This is a genomic window from Flavobacterium sp. NG2 (assembly GCF_034119845.1).
Lineage (GTDB): Bacteria > Bacteroidota > Bacteroidia > Flavobacteriales > Flavobacteriaceae > Flavobacterium.
Genome location: NZ_CP139420.1, coordinates 1,186,847 through 1,204,715 on the forward strand (window position 1 = coordinate 1,186,847; position 17,869 = coordinate 1,204,715).

The following is a 17,869-nucleotide window of genomic DNA, read 5'->3' on the forward strand; positions in this document are numbered from 1 at the left end:
TTATTTTTTAGATTGGATAATTTCTTTGAAAGTATCCATGTACATATCTGTAATTTTATCCATGGATAAAGCACTGGCTGCTTTAAAGTTTTGAATGGCAATCGCTTTTCGATTGTCATCATTATTGATGATCTTCTCTATGGCTTGAGCCAAAGAGTCAGCGCTTTCAGGGTCAAAGAATTCGCCTTTATAGCCTTCCTCTTCTACTAATAAAGCGAGGTCGCCTAAATCAGGCATAACCACCGCTTTACCATAACTACCCGCTTGATGCAAAACTCCTGAGCTACCAGTTGTTGAGGTATATGGAAAAGCAACTACAGTACTATCGCCAAAGATTACGGGAACATCTTTCTCCTCAACATAACCTGTAAAACGAATTCCTTCAACGTCTTTGTATTTTTCTTGCACAGCAGCAAGATATCCTGGAGTATTTGGGCTATCGGTTCCTGCAATGACTACTTCAATTTTCTCCGAACTGCGTTGTCTAATTAAGACAGCTGCTTCGATAAGGATTTCTACTTTTTTATAGGTGCCAAATTTCCCAAAAGCCATGATTTGTTTTGGCCCAGGAGCCAATTCAAAGGATGGTTCTTCAATACTGTCAAAAGTACCGTGGGGAATTACTTTAACATTGTTAGTCTTGTATTTGTTTTGTAAAACGGTAACATACTTATTGATGGTAACGGCTACAATATCCGATTTTAATACAAAACGAGTAAGTGTTGTTCCTATAAAATTATATACTTTTTGTGCGAGTTTATTATCTGTAAATCCAGCGCTTTCTAAATCTACTTGTTCTAAAATATTATGTAATAATGAAACAGTTGGAATTCCATTCATTCGTAGAACAGCAGGAATCATCAATCCCAAAGCTGCAGGAACTTTTTTGTCCCCAAACTTCATAAATTGAAGATTGATTAAAACAGCATCTGGTTTTTCTTCCTGAATAGCTTTGTTTATTGAGAGAATATTTCCGTAACTATTAAAAGACCAACATTCATTTACTTTTATTTTGTTGCTATTTTCAAAATCTAATTGTTTGGGTTCGATTGTCTTATCGGCTAAAACAACTACTTGGCTTACTTCATCTTTTTGGGCAAAATTTTTAATTAAGTGGTAACCGTATTCATTTAATGTTACCTTACTAGGTGGAAAAGCAGTGATTACAGCGATTTTCATATATTTTAGATTTGGGATTGACTAGTTAAATATAAAATGAAATTTTAGATTATTACTTTTTATTTTTATAAAAGAAGTAACAAAGTTGAAAAAATAACAAAATAACCATAGCAATAATTTGCATGTGTACTACTTGTTCTAATGAGTTGTGATTGAGTATGATTAAACCTATTTGTGTAGAACCTAAAATAGCCGATACCACTACAGGCATGTATTGGTTGAGTGATAAATAATAATAAGCAAAGATATTAGCTACCGCAAATAGAGAAGTGGCCAAAGCATATTTCCACAATAGAAAAGAAATAGAAACATATTGCTTTCCAAACATTACATTGACTACAAATTCAGGGAACAAGGCGGTAAAACCTACGATAAAAGAAGATAACAACACAATGTATCCTACGTATTTTAATAAAATAGGTAAGGTGTCTTGCTTGTCCTTTTTCATTTGGATTACCTTAGGAAGTAGTAGCATTACAAACATCCAAGCTACAAAATAAACAACACGACCTATAAGTGCTAATGAGGCATATAATCCTGCTTGTTCATTGTCAAAAAAATGTTTTACGAGTATAATGTCACTATTATTAATGATAATTTGTGTGAGCTCATAAAACGCAGTCAACGCAAAAAAGATAGTAATAGATCGAGTATCAATTTCAGTTGTGGCTATGGTATTCCAGCCTTTAAAAAGTATTTTTTGAAAAGGGAAAATTCCAAATACAAATGAAATAAGGATGCCTGAGGCAACAATGATAGAACTTGGAACAGCAGGAAATAAATAAAGACCTAATATTGTAAGTAGTAATCTACTGGCCATTTCAGTTTGATAAGTAGTAGCTAGTTTATTCAAGACATTTTGACCTTGATACAAACCTCTATTAACACTCATCATAAAGTAGAGCGGGATGCCTATTCCAAAAATAAAGAACATTGATGCTGTTTGAGTATGAAAAAGAGTTTGCAATTCTTGATAAAAAACGACGATTAAAACTCCAAATAAGACCCCTAGGAAACTTGCGTATTTTGTGATTAATTTGATGAAACTTAATAATTCGTTTTCTTCAAATAATACGGTATACTTGGCTGTTACAATTTGAAAAGTCATCCCTACAAACGAGAGAATCAGTAATAGTGTTATTAAAATGGCTGCATCTGAAAATTCAGAAGGTCCTAAAATGCGGCCTAATAATAAATTGTAGAGATAATTTCCGCCGTTGACTAATAATATCGTCAACATAAACAGCTGTTCGGGTCCTAACTTTTTAGTAATAGAAGATAGTAGATTTGGGGATATCTTCATTCTTTTATCTTTTTTTTTGATATAATATTTACAATAATATTTCCTCTAGTTGCAATTGACTAAATTGTTTGCTTACCTTTTTGTTTTTTCTTCCAATGATAAAAAACATTTTTTGTGTAGGCTGAATTTTATTTTGCAACATCACCATTCTCCTTACTGCATATTTGTCAATTGAATGTACTTTTTCTAATGACAAAACAACACCTCTAGATATTGTTAGAACATGAGTTAAATGATTTTCTAAATATACATAATTTTGAGAATTTAACAAACCTTTTATTTCATATACTCCTCCAGTATCAGTTATTTGAAAAGCCATAATTCTTGTTTTAATATTTAATTTACAAATATCAGTTTTTAATGTATTTCTTAATTTTATTATAGACGAATGGACTGTTTCTGTAGATGAAATATTACGATATTATCATTAACTTGCATCACTGAACCCCAGAATTTAATAACCATGAAATTATCACAACGCCTCTTTTTTTTATTGATATTTATTTTAAGTTTTTCATTACAAGCACAAGAGATGAAGACAGGATTTGAACATCTTGAAAAAGGAGAGTTTGCAAAAGCCGAAGTTTTTTTTAAAAACATATTAAAAGAATATCCTGACAATAAAACCGCTCGTTTGTGTTATGCTAGGGCTATAGGACTAAATCAGCAAGCAGAAAAAGCTTTGGTTAATTTTATTGAATTAAAAAAAGAATATCCTGGAGATTTAGAAATAGAACTGAATTATGCTGAAGCCTTATTGTGGAACAAGAAATTTAGTGATGCTAAAGTGTTTTATAGTAGTCTAGTAGCGAAAAATCCAACGAATTTTGTAGCCCATTTAGGTTTTGCCAATACTTTATCCAATCTGAAAGAATATCCTGAGGCTTTAGCAAATGTAAATAAAGCTTTGACTCTTTCGCCAAATAATCCTGGCGCATTGATATCTAGAAAATATATTAAGTTGGGATTTGCTTACCAATATGTAAAAGAAAAGAAATTTGCTGAAGCAGAAGTTTTTTATGATGAAATCTTAACTGATTTTCCATTGGATAAGGAGACCTTAATGAATAAAGCGAACATGTATTTGGTTACAAAGGACATTGAAAAAGGTAAAGCTGTATATGGTCTTTTGGCTAAAGATCAGCCAGTGATTGCATTGAACGGATTGTCATTGTTAGAACATAACGATAAGAAAGATAAAAAAGCACTTGAGTTAGCGTCGGAGTCTATAGGGATATCTAAAGCATTAGAAGATGAGGCATTGAAGAAACAAACGCAAGAACGTTATGTACAAGCGCTAATTTGGAATAAGAAATACAAAGAAGCTGGAACTGAAATCAGTAGTTTAGAAAAAAAGTTTCCTAATGAAAATTGGGTTTTATCGTTGGCTGCTACACTGGCAATTTATAAGAGTGACTTTCCTGAAAGTATAAAGTATTATGAGACTATTCTAGAAAATGATACTAAATCATTTGATGGGAATTTAGGAATTGCAAATGCCTTTTATGCTTCGGGTAAGATATCGAAAGCTTATCAAGCAGCATTAACTACTTTAAGTATTTTTAATAATCAAGGGGATGCGCTTAATTTTGTTAAAAAAATTGAGGATGAGTTTACACCCTTTGTAGAAGAGAAATTTAGCTATTCTTTTGATAATGGAAACAACACTGCTCTTGCTTCTCGGACTTTAATTAGTTTTCCTTTGTCAACTAAATGGACTGTTAATACAACTTATCAATTTAGAAAGACTGAAAATACAGTAACCAAAGTAGATGCTAGGAGTAATGATTTTATAGTAGGAGCGAGTTATCAATTTCACCCTAAGATTAGCTATACTTTTGAAGCTGGAATTAATTCCGCAAACTCTACGACTGTGAGCTATAATCAAGCTTTAATTAATACGTATTTTAAAATAAAACCTTTTAAGTTGCAAGATTTAGAATTAGGATATAAAAGAGAAATGCAAAATTTTAATTCAGATTTGATTGACAAGCAAATTGCTACTAATAATTATTACATGAATTATAATCTGAGTACTAATTTTAATTTTGGATGGTTTACTCAATATTTTTTCACTTCTCAAACAGATAACAATAGTCGTAATTTATTGTTTACTTCTTTTTATTATAACTTCATGTCAAATCCTGTTTTAAAAGGAGGATTAAATTATCAATATATTGCATTTAAAGACCGTGTACCTGCGGATTATTTTAGTCCAAAGAAATTTAATGCTGTGGAACTTTTTATCGAATTATTAAAAGACGAAAAAATAACTGAAGTAAAAAGCTGGTTTTACAATGCTAATTTAGCCACAGGTTATCAGTTTATTGAAGATAATAGCAAGCAATGGACTTATCGTATTCAAGCTAAATTTGGATATAGATTTAATGATAGATTATTAGCAAATTTATATGGAACTCGAAGTAATATTGCATCTACTACAGCTGCTGGATTTACATTTAATGAGTTTGGTCTTCGTCTAAAATGGAATCTTACTCAGAAGCCTATTTTTAGACTGAAATAATGATTATCCATTATGAAAGAAAAGGAGCCATCATGTTTGATGGCTCCTTTTTTAGTAAAAAAAAGACTGCTCGTGGTAGCAGCCTTTTCCAACTAAACAATAGTTAACAATTAATTTGTTTTGGAATTGTTTGTTTGCTTTTATTTCAATGTATCAGGTATTTTAATATTTAATAATAGCTATAGTTTTTGAAAACGTGTTGTCTTAATTATAATTTTGGGTCAAAAAGAGTGTGAAATGGTATGGTTTTTAAATTTCCTTTTTATTATATAGTGTAAAGGTATGGTGATTATGGAAGGAAAATAAGATTTTTCGTCAGAATCCAATTTACGATAGACGAATGGTTATTTAATGTAGATTACCTTAATAGGTAAAATATAAAAGCCTATTTTGAATTGCTTCAAAATAGGCTTTTATTATAAGATAGGAAGAAAATATTAATTTGCCATTTGCAAATTATCTTCTTTAAATCCTATTAATGTCCTTATTTCATAGGTGTTAGGTAGGAATGTCTCTTCTTTTGATCGAATTAAATGATCTTCGATTAAAGAGCTATGAATGATAATCGAAGTTTCATCTTTTTTTAAACGTTGTATTTCGTACTTACTCATAGGACCTGCCCAAGCTGCATTATAACAGTAGCCAATTTTATTTTTTCGGACAAAAGTAATATGCTTATCGTTAATCATTGACCACCTAAGAGATATTAAATAATAACCACTTTGGTTTTCAGGTAAAAAACTGTCATTAGAAGAAAATCCCGTATTTGTAATAATCACTCCCATAATATTTAGTCTAATATTAGATAGCTAATATAGAGATAATTAGGTTAAACGGCAATATTTATCGATGAACGACTTGTTTTTTGTTTATTTAGTAGGTTAAGAACTACAAAACATCTATTCTGTTTAATAATTCACTTCTGTTTGAACGGCTTATTGGAACGACTTCTTTACCAATTAGGATGCTATTGTCTTCAATATCAATAATTTTTTTGATGTTAATGATATAGGAACGATGTACTTTTATAAATAAATCAACCGGGAGCTTTTCTTCAATTTTTTTTAACGACGAATGGACAATATAATTTTTAGCTTCGGTTTTAATGTGGATATAATCCCCTTTGGCTTCAATAATGGTTACTTCTTCTAAATTGATTTTAATTAGACGTCTGTCTACATTAATGTAAAAGTCACTTGTAGGTTCTTCTTTTGCTGTTGAGGTATTAGTAAAACTAGTAGTTGATGAAGCTAAGGCTTGTACTTTTTCAATGGCCTTAATAAAACGAGCTTCAGTGATTGGTTTAACTAAGTAGTCAATAATGCATTTGTATTCAAAAGCTTCAATTGCAAAGTTTTTGTCAGAAGTTACAAGAATAATATGAGGAGGATCTTTAATAGTTTGTACAAAGTCAATACCTGTGAAATTAGGCATATGAATGTCTAAAAAAACTAAGTCAACAGTTTCTTGATTTAAAAATTTGATTGCTTCAATTGCATTTGAAAATTCTCCCAAAATATTTATTTCAGGATGATTTAAGTTAATGAACTGAGCAATTATGGCTCTAGCTAATTCCTCGTCATCTACAATAATGCAATTCATTTAGGCAGTGTTTTTATAAGTCTTTCACAAACTCCTGCATGAGATTTAATATTGTTTCAAATTCATCTTGCAGCGTCAAAGAATTCTGTTTTAAATTTTCTTCGAAATCAGAAGCAATATAATAACTTTTTTCGAGACCAAGAATAGAAACTTTATGTTTGAGTTTGTGCACAGCTTGAGCAGCTTGAATATGCTTGTTGTTTAAAATTTCATTTTGATACACTTCTATTTCAATAGGGAGTTCTCGTTTTAAAATTGAAATTAGTTTGTTCTTAAATTCAATATTATCGCCAGATAAGTTGTTTATGTATTCTAAATTTGGAGTTTCCATTATTTTTTAGGTATTGTAAAGTAAAAAGTACTTCCTGAATTTTCTTGGCTTTCAAGCCAAATTTTTCCAGAATAATATTCTATAATTTTTTTTACTATTGATAAGCCAATTCCTGAAGAAGTAGCGTCATTTTGTAATTTTGAAAAGATATCAAATATTTTGTTATGATATGCTTCGGGTATACCATTACCATTGTCTTTCACATAAAAGGTAAAAGCATCTTCGTTTTCAGTAACGCCTAATTCTATTTTAATGATGTCATTATTATTGTATTTAATTCCATTTTGAATTAAATTTTGAAATAATTGTCTGAATCTAAAATCATTTCCTTTTAGCTTTGGTAATGGATTATTTATTGTAATTGTGGTGTTTTCTGATATTTGAAGGGTGTTAATTATGTCTGAAACTAAAACATTTAAATCAATAAAAATATCGTCAACTTGTTTTTCAATATAAGAATAGTTTAATATTCCTTTTATAAGTAAATCCATCTTTTCTACATTCGATAAAATGAGATTCAAAGATTTTAAATTTTCTTGATTCATCAAATTAGCATTATCTTCAATAAACCAATTGATAAGTGTGTCAATGCTACGCAATGGTGCTTTTAGGTCATGAGATACCATATGGGCATATTCATTTAGAGCTTTATTCTGTTTTTCAAGGTTCAAAAGCAATTCTTCTCTTTGTTTGTTGATTTTTATAATTTCTAGAGATTGCTTTTTAATATACTCTGATGAATCAAAATTTTCTTTTTTAATCGATAATTCTACATCAAAATTCATGGAATCTAATATAGATTGTAAATTTTGATTGATTTCTTTTAGACTTTCAGCTTCATCTCTCAATTTTTGATTTGCCTCAAAAAGTTCGTCAGAACTAATTTTCATTGCACGTTGAAGCATATCGATTTGACTTTCATAATTTTGGTATGAATCGTTCACAGCCTCTAAAAACAGATCCAAATCGTTCAGGCCACCTTTTAATTTTTTATCTATTTGTCGTTTTAATAATGGGTTCATTATTCGCTGATTAAGGTAAGTGTCATTGTTTGATTATGAAGTTCGCAGGCTTGGTTTCCATTAAAAGGAGCCATTTCGCCATAAGAATAAAAACCAGTCATGGGGATTGATTTTCCGATGGTATCTCTTACTTGTTCTAACTCTTCTTCAACACGCTGATTCATGACTAATTTTCGTCCAATACAACTTACTATTATAGCTAATTCTGGTTTTGTAACCCTATGGTCCATTGCGTAACATGCGGCTTTATGAGCTCCTTGCGCAATACCGTCTACTGAGGCCATCATCAATTGAACTCGTGAGTTTTCAGGAACATCACCTGCTAATATCATGGATTGTTCTTTATGATTGATATTTAAAATAGTACGTACAACAGGTGTTTTTTTGTTTTCAGGGGTAACATTTAAAGGATACAATAATGACGCTTGAGGTAATTCGTTAGATTTGTCACCTAAATATTTTTTATACAAATCTAGTGCTGGTTGTCCATCAATTTCGTATAATATGTTTTCTTCTGATTTAGTGATTACTCGTTCGGGTCCAAATGGGATCCATCCTCCGAAACTAGAATACGATATGTCTAAGCTATTGCCATGCAGTCCAATCAAAATGACTTCGCCTTCTTTAGGGTCTTCTTTATAGGAGGCAATAGTTTTTTCAAATCGTGCATCATCACCACACATTCCTCCAGTTATAGAAATATTTGAATCAATTTTGGATTCTAAACCATTAATTAATGAACTTCCGTTTACAAAACTTCCTTCAGATAAAACAAATAAGTGTTTAAGATTTGTTTTGGGAATTTTATTATATAATGTTTCGCCTAATTTTTTCCCATCTTTATTGAAATCTAAAATATTTTGTCGTTCGACAATAAAGTTACTTTTTTCAAACTCAATTGCTGTAACGGAAATAGATTCGTCATGTACATTACAACCGAGTATTTCCCCAGACGAAGAACCAAAAACGAGATGTTCATATGGAAATTCTTGTCGAATATCAGCAATAATTTCAGGTTTTTCTAACAAAAAGCGATTTCCAAAAATTAAAACTAATGGATTTGTTAGGGTACTTTTTTCCTGATAGTAATTCCAATCTTGATTTTCTACTTTATATGCTTGAATAATTTTCATCGGTCTATTTGTTTAATCTTACAAAAAAAGTAGTGCCTATTCCTACTTCGCTTTCAATCCATATTTTACCTTTATAGAATTCTATAATTTTTTTGACAATAGATAACCCTAGTCCTGTTGAATGCTTACTGTTAGTATAGGCTTTGAAGGTCTCGAATATTTTTTCATGAATATCCTTAGGCATCCCTACGCCATTGTCTTTCACTTGGAAAACATAATGATCTTCAAATTCCTCTGACATAATTACTACTAGCCCCTCTTTTTTGTCAATATAATTAACCGCATTCCCTATTAAATTTTGGAATAACTGTTGAATTCTAAAACGGTCTGCTTTAATGATAGGTAATTCATTATTTATGGTAATTGTTATGTGTTCGGGGATATGAATAATATCAATAATACTTTTTACAATATCATGTACATTCACATTCTCATTTTTGGATTCTTCTTTGTCAATTTTAGAGTAAGTCAGAATTCCTTCGATCAGGTGATCCATCTTTTCAATTTTGTTTTCAATCAATGAAAAGTATTTCACAGTTTGTGCATCAAAGTTATTTTCGTTTTCCTCTTTTATCCACGAAATTATAGAATTCATGCTTCGTAACGGTGATTTTAAATCATGTGATACAATTTGAGCATAATCCTCCAATTCTTTATTTGTTTTTGCTAAATCTTCAAGTAAAATTTCTTTTTGTTCTTCAAGTTCTTTTTTCTTTGTAACATCTTCTTCAATAGCAAAAAATTTAATAATCTCACCTTTTTTATTGTACAATGCTTGTCCTTGAATGCGTACCCAATATTTCTTTTTGTCTTTTGAGTAGTTAATGATTTCACAGTTAAAAGGTAATCCTTTGGATATTTGTTCTTTCATATAATGAACCGTTTCCAAGTTGGTTTCTTCTCCTTGTAATAGGTGTCCCGGTTTTTTACCTGTGATTTCTTCAGCGTTATAGCCTGCCATTTTTAGAAAACTTGTATTTGCCCATTCAATTTTTCCTTCAGCATCACAAATAATTACGGCATTAATGTTTTTTTCGGCAATTAAGGATAGTAGGTATAGCTTTTCCTCTTGTTCCTTTTGTTCAGTGATATCCAAGTGTATCCCAATCGAACCAATGGATTCCCCGTTCATATTATAGTTTGGAGCACCGCTTACTAGCCAAGTTTTAGGGGTGTTGTTTTTATTAATAATTTTTACTTCATATGAATCTGTTATGCCTTCTCGTCGTAAATTTTCCTTCGACTCTACAATTTTTTGGCTTTCTGGAGTTAAAAATAATTCCCCTGCTTTAGCTCCAATTAATTCTTTAAGTGAATAGCCGCTCATGTCAATAAAACTTTGATTAGCCATTGTTATGACATCATCTAAGTTTACCTCGAGTAAGCCTAAATTCATATTGGCAATAATGTTTCGGTATTTTTCTTTTTCGATTTGCAAACTGTCATCGTATTTCTTTTTTAGGGAAATGTCTTCAAGAATTGCAAAATATTGAGTTGCTTTGCCATTATGGTCTTTTATGGGTTGTCCTTTGACTCTAGACCAAAAGTTCTTTTCGTTTTTGTGGTTATGAAATAATTCTACTTCAAATGATTCTCCTGTATAAAAGGCGTTGACCATTCTTCGTATTTCTTCTTTATCAGTTTGAGGGGTTTTCCCAATTTCAATTGGAGTTTTTCCAATAATTTCTGCTCTGCTATATCCAGTTAGATTTAAAAAGGAATCATTACACCAAAAAATAGTACCATCAAGTTTTGTAAATACAACACCATTCGGATTAGCACTAGCTACATAGGAAAGTCGGTTTAACTCTTCTTTGTCTTTCTTGAGTTGGTTTTTTTGTTTGTTGATTGTTAATAATAATTCTTTTAATTCTTTAGAAGAATTTTCAGAGTTATTAAGTACATGAAGTAAGTCTAGAAGAGGGTCATGGTGAGCAAAATCGTCAAGTACTAGTTTTTTTTCAATAACGTCATTCATGGAGGTAAACCATGGAGTTCCTACAAATAATAAATTTCCATCAATTTCTTCAAACTGGCCACGAAGTGAAACTCCGTTAGGTTTGTATTCAAGTAGGATATGCTGGTCGTTATTTTTAATAATTTCATGAAAAGTAGGCTGGATTAAAAACGGCCTTTTTATTTCAAAAAAATCTAAAAAAGAATAGTTATTGCGTAGTTCTGAACCTATTTTTGATAAACTTTTACCGTAACTTATAATTTGTAAATCAGGTGAAATTAGAATATAAAACGGAAACAATCTGTTAAAACTATCTTCATTAAATTTTAATTCTAACTTTGTCATTTACCAATTTATTTTAAATATTTCGTGTGTGTGTCCAGTGTTTCTTGACTGTATTAATTCCAATTCAACGGGAGTGTTATATACAATTCCTAAGCCTTGAATAATTCCTTTGACAAATGCTTGTAAGCCTTGTCTATGTGAAAAATAATGTAGGTGTAAACTACTTTCGGCTATATCGCTAACTTTAAATTCAGGAGGGCTTAATTTAGGGTAAATTAACATCACTCTGTTGTGAAAGTTAGGTAAATTCACTAAAAAGTCTTTAAAATTGTTACCTCCAGACTCCATTAATCCGGGGTATTTTTCCTTAGTTGTTTTTACAACCCACCATTCTCCAAATGTAACTAAAACGGCATCAAGAGACATATCCATTTCTTCTGATACTGCTATTGCTAATTTAAAGGTCACTTCATCATCGTACACTTCATTGCTAAGAAAAAAATCATCTTCTACTCCACTTCTTTTATGAATGGCCTGCCATTTTTCTTCGCCAAAATTAGAGATGACTAAGTCTTCAATAGATTTATTAACTATTCCGTACATAAATTTAGCTCGTTATTAATTCATTTGAACTCCAATACTCAATCATTTTTTTTATCCTGTCAACGTAATCTTCATATTTCAAAGGCTTTATTACGTAGCCAGCGATTCCTATTCGATAACATTCTAAAACATCTGTATGATTGTTTGATGTAGTTAGTATGATTGCTGGAATGTATTTTAAATGCTCATCAGCTTTTAATATGCCTAAAAATTCGATTCCATTAATTTTGGGCATGTTTAAATCCAAAACTATAATGTCGGGAACAATCTCTCTTACCTTCAATATTTCTATTGCTTCCTCACCATTGTTGGCTTCAATGATTTTGTGACTCATCTTTAAGGTGCTTAAAACTCTATTGAATTTCATTACCTCAATTTCATCGTCTTCAATAAGTAGTATGTTAAGTGGTTTGCTCATTTTGATTGGATATAATTTGATTTTTAAAAATAGATAAATTAAATAGAATTAAGACGGAATTTCGCCGACATTTTAATAAACTTAGTTGAATGGTAAAAAAGTATCGATGAATGAATGCTATATTAAGAGTTAGAAATCAAGTCTTGTATTTTTTTAGTTAAACTTTTAAAAACTAAATCATAAGAATGATCGATTAATTCTTTAATCAAATCGTCTGGTACTTCCTGATTGATTGCAATAGTATTCCAATGGACTTTGCTCATATGGTAACCAGGTTGGATGGCATCATATTGTGCTCGAAGTTCTAATGCGCGTTCAGGATCACATTTTAAATTAACAGAAGGGCTCCCTTTTTCCCATTGTTCCAACGAGCTTAAAGCAAACATCTTTTCGCCAACTTTAAATACCAAAGCGTCTTCATTAAAAGGGAAGTGTTCGGTCACTCCTTTTTTAGCTAAACAATATTCATAGTAAGTTTCTAAATTCATAATGCTTTTTGTTTGAATAAGTTAAATTAACCCGTGGGGTGAAATTAATTTAATAGTTAATTTTACACTTATTGTCACATTGAGCTTGTCGAAATGTATCATATATGAGGTCTTCGACAGGCTCAGACTGACTATTGGGTTTAAATAACTTTAGATTTAAATTAGAATTGCCTTTTTTTAAGTGAATCTGATTAATTTTACCCATGGGTTAAATTACTATTTTTTTCCTATTTCACCTAAATGGGTAAACTTAAATCCAGTCTCGTATTTTAAGCCATAACCCAATGCCCTGTCAAAACAGGCGTGAGAGAAAAGGATAGTTCCAGCTAATTGCATTGGGGCATTTGAGAGAGATATCCCTGTCAAGTATACACCAATAGCAATTCCTTTATGATGAAATAGGTTGTATAAAAATGCGCCTGCTTTATTATTGAAAAGGTATCCTAGCATTGAAAAATCGGGTGTTAACAGCAAAGCCAAAAACCACCACCAAGCATAATCCAGTTGGCTGAAAAGGAAAATACCAAGGATAAACATTCCTAATTCTTCGAGTTTAATAATCGCTTTCATTGTATTTTATATAAAATAGGCTTGCTAGGGCTGGCGTCATTTTCAAAAGAGGCAATCTGTAAATTCAACAAATAATTGCCGTCTTGGATTTCATTTGGCACAAAAATCATCTCGGTAATGGTGCAGTCCAAACGGGCATCTTCATTCAATCGATGTGTGTCTTGAACATTCCAAAAAGCTTTGTGAGCCAATAGTTTTCCTCCGTCTTTTTCTTTATCAACACTAGGAAGGTCAATTAGCAAATGTTTGATGCCGCTTTCGCGAATGAATCGCGCAGCCTCTTCAGATAAGTAGGGTGGATTGGTATTCGAATAGTTAGTTGATTTTTTTGAATCAGAATTAGGTAGTGTTCTGATTATAATAGCTTCTTTAGGATTGCCTAATTTTAACGTCAAATCAAGTCCAGTCAATAAGTTGTCTAAAGTAATCACCAAATCTTCTCCTTGTGCTTCTGGTTCAACCGAAATCAATTCAGCTATAAAGAAAAAGGTTTTCAGTGACTGGTTGATACTATAAAAATCACGAGTTATATGTCCTAAACATTCCGTATGCGTACCATGAGCATGTGGATTGAATTGAATATTGTTGAAATTGGTTGATGAATTCCCTTCTGAAACTTTTCCTATCCAGTTTTCAACTCGCACTGGTTCAATAATGGGTTTGTCTAAATACCAGGCAATTGGGTTTTCATCTGTATTGGTTAACGGAATCGAAATATCGATAGGTTTTGATAAGTCGACTTGGAAGTTGTTGATTGTTGCTAACACCTTATTGTTTTTTTACCGCTAAGGTGCTATTTTCTTTGCGTCCTTGCGCCTTAGCGGTGAATTAGTTATTCCAAATTTAAGTAAAACAAATCACTTGCAATTCCATCTGTTAAAAACTTTCCTTTTTTAGTAGGTTTTAAGATGTTGTTTTCGATGGAGACTAATTCGTCATTGAGGAATTTCTCTGTTTGTTTGATAAGGTAATCCAAATAGGTTTCTCCAAACTCAGATTCAATTCGGTTTAAATCAACGCCCCAAATAGTGCGTAAGCCCGTCATGATATATTCATTGTAACGGTCAGTCAAAGTTAAACTTTCAACTTCATTTGGCAATTGATTATCTTGAATGGATTTTAGATAAAGTGTGTTGTTGGCAATATTCCAACTTCGTGAAATACCGTCGTAGCTATGTGCTGAAGGCCCAATTCCGATGTATTTTTTACCTATCCAATACGACGAATTGTTTTTAGAAAAATAGTTTTCTTTTCCAAAATTCGACAATTCGTAATGAATGAAATCATTCGCCTCTAGCATCTCGACTAAAATCATGAAATGTTCCTGTGCTACTTCGTCATTAGGTTCGGCTACTTTGCCTGTTTGAATTAATTTTTTCAATGCAGTTTTGGGTTCTACCGTTAAAGCATAACTTGAAATATGTGGAATTCCAAAAGACAAAGCCGTTTCGATATTTTGTTTCCATTTTTCGTTGCTCATGTTTGGAATGCCATAAATCAAGTCGAGTGAAATATTATCAAAATATTGAGTGGCTTCTTCTAGACATTTTTTGGCTTCAGCCGAATTATGCGCACGATTCATCATTTGCAAATCGTCTTCAAAGAAAGATTGAATTCCAATACTCAATCTATTTATTTTAGTTTTCGAAAGTGCTTGAATACGCTCGCTGGACAAATCATCGGGATTGGCTTCGAGTGTAATTTCGGGATTTTCTACAACTGTGTAATTTTGGTAAACCGTTGTAATCAGAAAATTAATTTCATCTGTACTCAACACTGACGGCGTTCCGCCACCAAAATAGATAGTCTCAATATTCTCGGTTGCAGATTCACTTTTGCGTAAGCGAATTTCATTGGCCAAAGCCAAAACCATTTCGTCTTTCTTTTTCATAGAAGTCGAAAAATGAAAGTCGCAATAATGACAAGCTTGTTTGCAGAAGGGGATATGGATGTAGATGCCAGACATAAATTAGTGTTCAGTGTTCAGTCTTTGAAAAGTGTTCAGTGTTCAGTTTTTTTAGTATTCAGAATAACTGACCACTACATTTTTACTCTTTTTTGGATCCAAATTTCTCTGGATTTAATAACATATAGTTTATCAGTTTTCCAATTTCTAGACTTTCTGAAATAAGTTCTTGGTAAATCGGTTCTGTAATATATTTGCAGGCTAAAGCAAATTCTAGCCAAACTTGAGTTTCTGAATTTTCTCCATCAGAATCTGTTAGTTTGCTGAAAAAATGATTTGGATAAATCCTTTTTCGATATGATTCTGCAATTGTAACAGGAACACTTCTTGAAGAACGACGAATTTGATCCGTCAGAGAGTAGGTGTCTTCCTTTGGGAATGCTTTAGATATTTCAAAAATCTTCATTGCCAATGCAAATGATTTTTTATAAGCTAATAAATCTTGAAATCTCATAATGGCTTTTTAAAATTAATATTGAATAATTCTGTTTAAGCTACTAACTGAATACTAAAAACCTGAAAACTGATTACTTTTTCTAATGCTTCATAATTGACCACTAAAAATCTGATCACTGCTTACTTATTTCTTAATTCGTTCTTCATTTTGTTTCACAAAAGCATCCCAACCCGAATAACTCTTGGCTCCAATCACTTTTCCTGAATTAAAAAAGTGACAAACCGCAGCTGCTAAACCATCGGTAGAATCGAGGTTTTTAGGTAGTTCTTTCAATCCTAAAAGTTGTTGCAGCATTTTGGCAACTTGTTCTTTGCTGGCATTACCGTTTCCAGTAATCGCCATTTTTATTTTTTTAGGTTCGTATTCCGTAATTGGAATTCCTCTTGATAGGCCTGCTGCCATAGCAACACCTTGGGCTCGTCCTAATTTTAACATGGACTGCACGTTTTTTCCAAAGAACGGAGCTTCAATAGCTATTTCGTCTGGGTGGTGGGTCTCTATTAGTTCGATGGTGCGTTCAAAAATGATTTTTAATTTTTGGTAGTGATTGTCATATTTGGATAATTGCAATTCATTTAATTGGACAAAAGACATCTTTTTGTTGACGACTTTTATCAATCCGAATCCCATAATTGTGGTTCCTGGGTCAATTCCTAATATAATACGCTCGTTTGGCATTGTGGTAGATTCATTTTACCATCGATTAGTTTTTTGTCAAATTTTCTAATGATTCAATGGTTATTTTTAATTGTATACAAATCTAATTCTTTTGTAGTGTCAAGTCCTATAAAAAATATTTTTTGTTTATTCTTAGCTTGAAATGTTTGTTTGTTGTTTTTTGTTTGAAATTTAATTCTATCTCAATGTTCGCTTCTTTTTTACAGTCTTACAGGGCGGGATATATCTAAAACAAAAGAGGCTGCCCGAAAAGGCAGCCTCTTTATTATTTCAAGAAAAAATATTAATATCCTCCTCTGTTTCCACCACGGTCATTTCCACCACGGTTTCCACCACCATAACTTCCGCTACGGTTGTTGTTGAAACTTCTTCTTTCGCCTTCTGGTTTTGGCTCAGATTTGTTAACTACAATTGTACGTCCTTGAACAGTCGCTCCGTTCAATTCGTCAATTGCTTTTTGAGCGTCTTCGTCACTTGGCATTTCAACAAAACCAAATCCTTTGCTTCTTCCTGTAAATTTATCCGTGATAATTTTAACTGAATCAACTGCTCCGTAAGCCTCGAAAGACTCTCTTAAATCTGCTTCCTCAATACTGAATGGAAGGCTTCCAACAAAAATATTCATATGTGCTTATTTATAATAATGAAGCAAATGTAGTTTAATTTATTTCTAATCTACTATAAATTAGCTTATTTAATCATTTATTTTTAATTCCAACTCTATAGACTTTGTTCTAGTTGTTAAAATAAATTAAAGTGAAAGAATTAAGGTTGAACTGGAACTTTGTAAAAAACGCCTTGCTGAAAATTTAATACAGGCTCTGCTGTTGAGTTTGCGACAGTATTTACTGCATTAAATCTAAAAGTGCCTGAGATTGTATTGTTGATATTGTCGTATTCAGTGATGATGATTTGTCCGTCACCTTTTCCTGTGCTTGTTGCATAACTTAAATTCCCTGATGTGTTTGTTTGTACATAAGTTGCTGTTATAGCATTGTTGACTCCCAATTCGTATGTTTTTACAGCTGAACCATTGGTTTTTAAGGTTACTTGTTCGTCTCTGGTGTAAGCATTAATGGTTACGACACCAGCAGTGTTAACTGTTGCAGATGTTGTTATTGCACGCCAAAAAATGTTGTCTTTAACTCCTTGAAAGGAAGGATTGTTGAATTTTACATTTTCTTCGCAAGAGTTTAGACAAAATAACAATACACTATAAAGGAAGTATTTTTTCATGAAAATAATTTTTACCTAACAAAAATAAAATAATATATATACAAAAATAGATTAATAGAAGTAAATATAATAATATTTAACCTAGTATAAATCAGTTAGTTTTTTTAAAAAAAATAA

20 protein-coding genes are annotated in these 17,869 nt (G+C 31.7%); 1 reads left to right on the forward strand and 19 read right to left on the reverse strand.

The genetic code is table 11. The annotated features are described in order from the left end of the window. Genes SLW70_RS05085 through SLW70_RS05095 form a run of 3 tightly spaced genes read right to left on the reverse strand, consistent with a single transcriptional unit; the run spans nt 1 to nt 2,801 of the window. Complete coding sequence (locus SLW70_RS05085; protein ID WP_320890962.1) at nt 1-1,179, reverse strand: glycosyltransferase; 1,179 nt, start codon at nt 1,177-1,179, stop codon at nt 1-3. Nucleotides 1,180-1,231: 52 nt separating this feature from the next. Continuing rightward, the gene (locus tag SLW70_RS05090; RefSeq protein ID WP_320890964.1) at nt 1,232-2,482 is read right to left on the reverse strand and encodes a sugar isomerase; all 1,251 of its coding nucleotides are present in this window, start codon (nt 2,480-2,482) and stop codon (nt 1,232-1,234) included. A gap of 28 nt (nt 2,483-2,510) precedes the next feature. Beyond that, nucleotides 2,511-2,801 carry a hypothetical protein gene (locus SLW70_RS05095; protein ID WP_320890965.1) on the reverse strand — a complete coding sequence of 97 codons (291 nt, stop codon included), beginning with the start codon at nt 2,799-2,801 and terminating at the stop codon, nt 2,511-2,513. A gap of 144 nt (nt 2,802-2,945) precedes the next feature. Here SLW70_RS05095 and SLW70_RS05100 point away from each other — a divergent pair, with 144 nt between their 5' ends. Continuing rightward, on the forward strand, nt 2,946-5,006 hold the full coding sequence (locus SLW70_RS05100) for a hypothetical protein (RefSeq protein WP_320890967.1): 2,061 nt from the start codon (nt 2,946-2,948) through the stop codon (nt 5,004-5,006). A gap of 437 nt (nt 5,007-5,443) precedes the next feature. Here the strand turns inward: SLW70_RS05100 and SLW70_RS05105 are convergent, their stop codons facing one another. From SLW70_RS05105 to SLW70_RS05180, 16 genes are all read right to left on the reverse strand, one after another. Beyond that, entirely contained in the window at nt 5,444-5,695 is a 252-nt protein-coding gene (locus tag SLW70_RS05105; protein WP_320890968.1) for a hypothetical protein, read from the reverse strand. A gap of 199 nt (nt 5,696-5,894) precedes the next feature. Next, entirely contained in the window at nt 5,895-6,608 is a 714-nt protein-coding gene (locus SLW70_RS05110; protein ID WP_320890970.1) for a LytTR family DNA-binding domain-containing protein, read from the reverse strand. A gap of 13 nt (nt 6,609-6,621) precedes the next feature. Next, a complete protein-coding gene (locus SLW70_RS05115; RefSeq protein WP_320890971.1) occupies nt 6,622-6,939 on the reverse strand; it encodes an Hpt domain-containing protein in 318 nt (105 codons plus the stop codon). After that, on the reverse strand, nt 6,939-7,883 hold the full coding sequence (locus SLW70_RS05120) for a sensor histidine kinase (protein ID WP_320890972.1): 945 nt from the start codon (nt 7,881-7,883) through the stop codon (nt 6,939-6,941). The genes SLW70_RS05115 and SLW70_RS05120 overlap by 1 nt, the downstream gene beginning before the upstream one ends. Before the next feature lie 77 nt (nt 7,884-7,960). Further along, nucleotides 7,961-9,094 carry an FIST signal transduction protein gene (locus tag SLW70_RS05125; RefSeq protein WP_320890974.1) on the reverse strand — a complete coding sequence of 378 codons (1,134 nt, stop codon included), beginning with the start codon at nt 9,092-9,094 and terminating at the stop codon, nt 7,961-7,963. Nucleotides 9,095-9,098: 4 nt separating this feature from the next. Then, the gene (locus tag SLW70_RS05130) at nt 9,099-11,396 is read right to left on the reverse strand and encodes a PAS domain S-box protein (RefSeq protein WP_320890975.1); all 2,298 of its coding nucleotides are present in this window, start codon (nt 11,394-11,396) and stop codon (nt 9,099-9,101) included. After that, entirely contained in the window at nt 11,397-11,939 is a 543-nt protein-coding gene (locus SLW70_RS05135) for a heme NO-binding domain-containing protein (RefSeq protein WP_320890977.1), read from the reverse strand. Between the two features lie 4 nt (nt 11,940-11,943). After that, nucleotides 11,944-12,357 carry a response regulator gene (locus SLW70_RS05140; RefSeq protein ID WP_320890978.1) on the reverse strand — a complete coding sequence of 138 codons (414 nt, stop codon included), beginning with the start codon at nt 12,355-12,357 and terminating at the stop codon, nt 11,944-11,946. 122 nt (nt 12,358-12,479) lie between these two features. Then, nucleotides 12,480-12,845: an MmcQ/YjbR family DNA-binding protein gene (locus SLW70_RS05145; RefSeq protein WP_320890979.1), complete on the reverse strand. Its 366-nt coding sequence runs from the start codon at nt 12,843-12,845 to the stop codon at nt 12,480-12,482. A gap of 216 nt (nt 12,846-13,061) precedes the next feature. Further along, nucleotides 13,062-13,415, reverse strand: a complete 354-nt coding sequence (locus SLW70_RS05150) for a DUF4260 domain-containing protein (RefSeq protein ID WP_320890980.1) — start codon at nt 13,413-13,415, stop codon at nt 13,062-13,064. After that, entirely contained in the window at nt 13,412-14,182 is a 771-nt protein-coding gene (locus SLW70_RS05155; protein WP_320890981.1) for a cyclase family protein, read from the reverse strand. Before SLW70_RS05155 ends, SLW70_RS05150 begins: the two co-directional genes overlap by 4 nt. 65 nt (nt 14,183-14,247) lie before the next feature. Beyond that, nucleotides 14,248-15,381, reverse strand: a complete 1,134-nt coding sequence (gene hemW, locus SLW70_RS05160; RefSeq protein WP_320890982.1) for a radical SAM family heme chaperone HemW — start codon at nt 15,379-15,381, stop codon at nt 14,248-14,250. 82 nt (nt 15,382-15,463) lie between these two features. Further along, nucleotides 15,464-15,835 carry a four helix bundle protein gene (locus SLW70_RS05165; RefSeq protein ID WP_320890983.1) on the reverse strand — a complete coding sequence of 124 codons (372 nt, stop codon included), beginning with the start codon at nt 15,833-15,835 and terminating at the stop codon, nt 15,464-15,466. A gap of 126 nt (nt 15,836-15,961) precedes the next feature. Continuing rightward, nucleotides 15,962-16,516 carry a crossover junction endodeoxyribonuclease RuvC gene (ruvC, locus tag SLW70_RS05170; protein WP_320890984.1) on the reverse strand — a complete coding sequence of 185 codons (555 nt, stop codon included), beginning with the start codon at nt 16,514-16,516 and terminating at the stop codon, nt 15,962-15,964. Between the two features lie 283 nt (nt 16,517-16,799). Further along, nucleotides 16,800-17,141, reverse strand: coding sequence for an RNA-binding protein (locus tag SLW70_RS05175; RefSeq protein ID WP_320890985.1), 342 nt, complete (start codon nt 17,139-17,141; stop codon nt 16,800-16,802). Nucleotides 17,142-17,281: 140 nt separating this feature from the next. Then, nucleotides 17,282-17,752 (reverse strand): DUF6252 family protein, encoded by a 471-nt coding sequence (locus SLW70_RS05180; protein ID WP_320890986.1) that lies wholly within the window; start codon nt 17,750-17,752, stop codon nt 17,282-17,284. Nucleotides 17,753-17,869 lie beyond the last annotated feature (117 nt).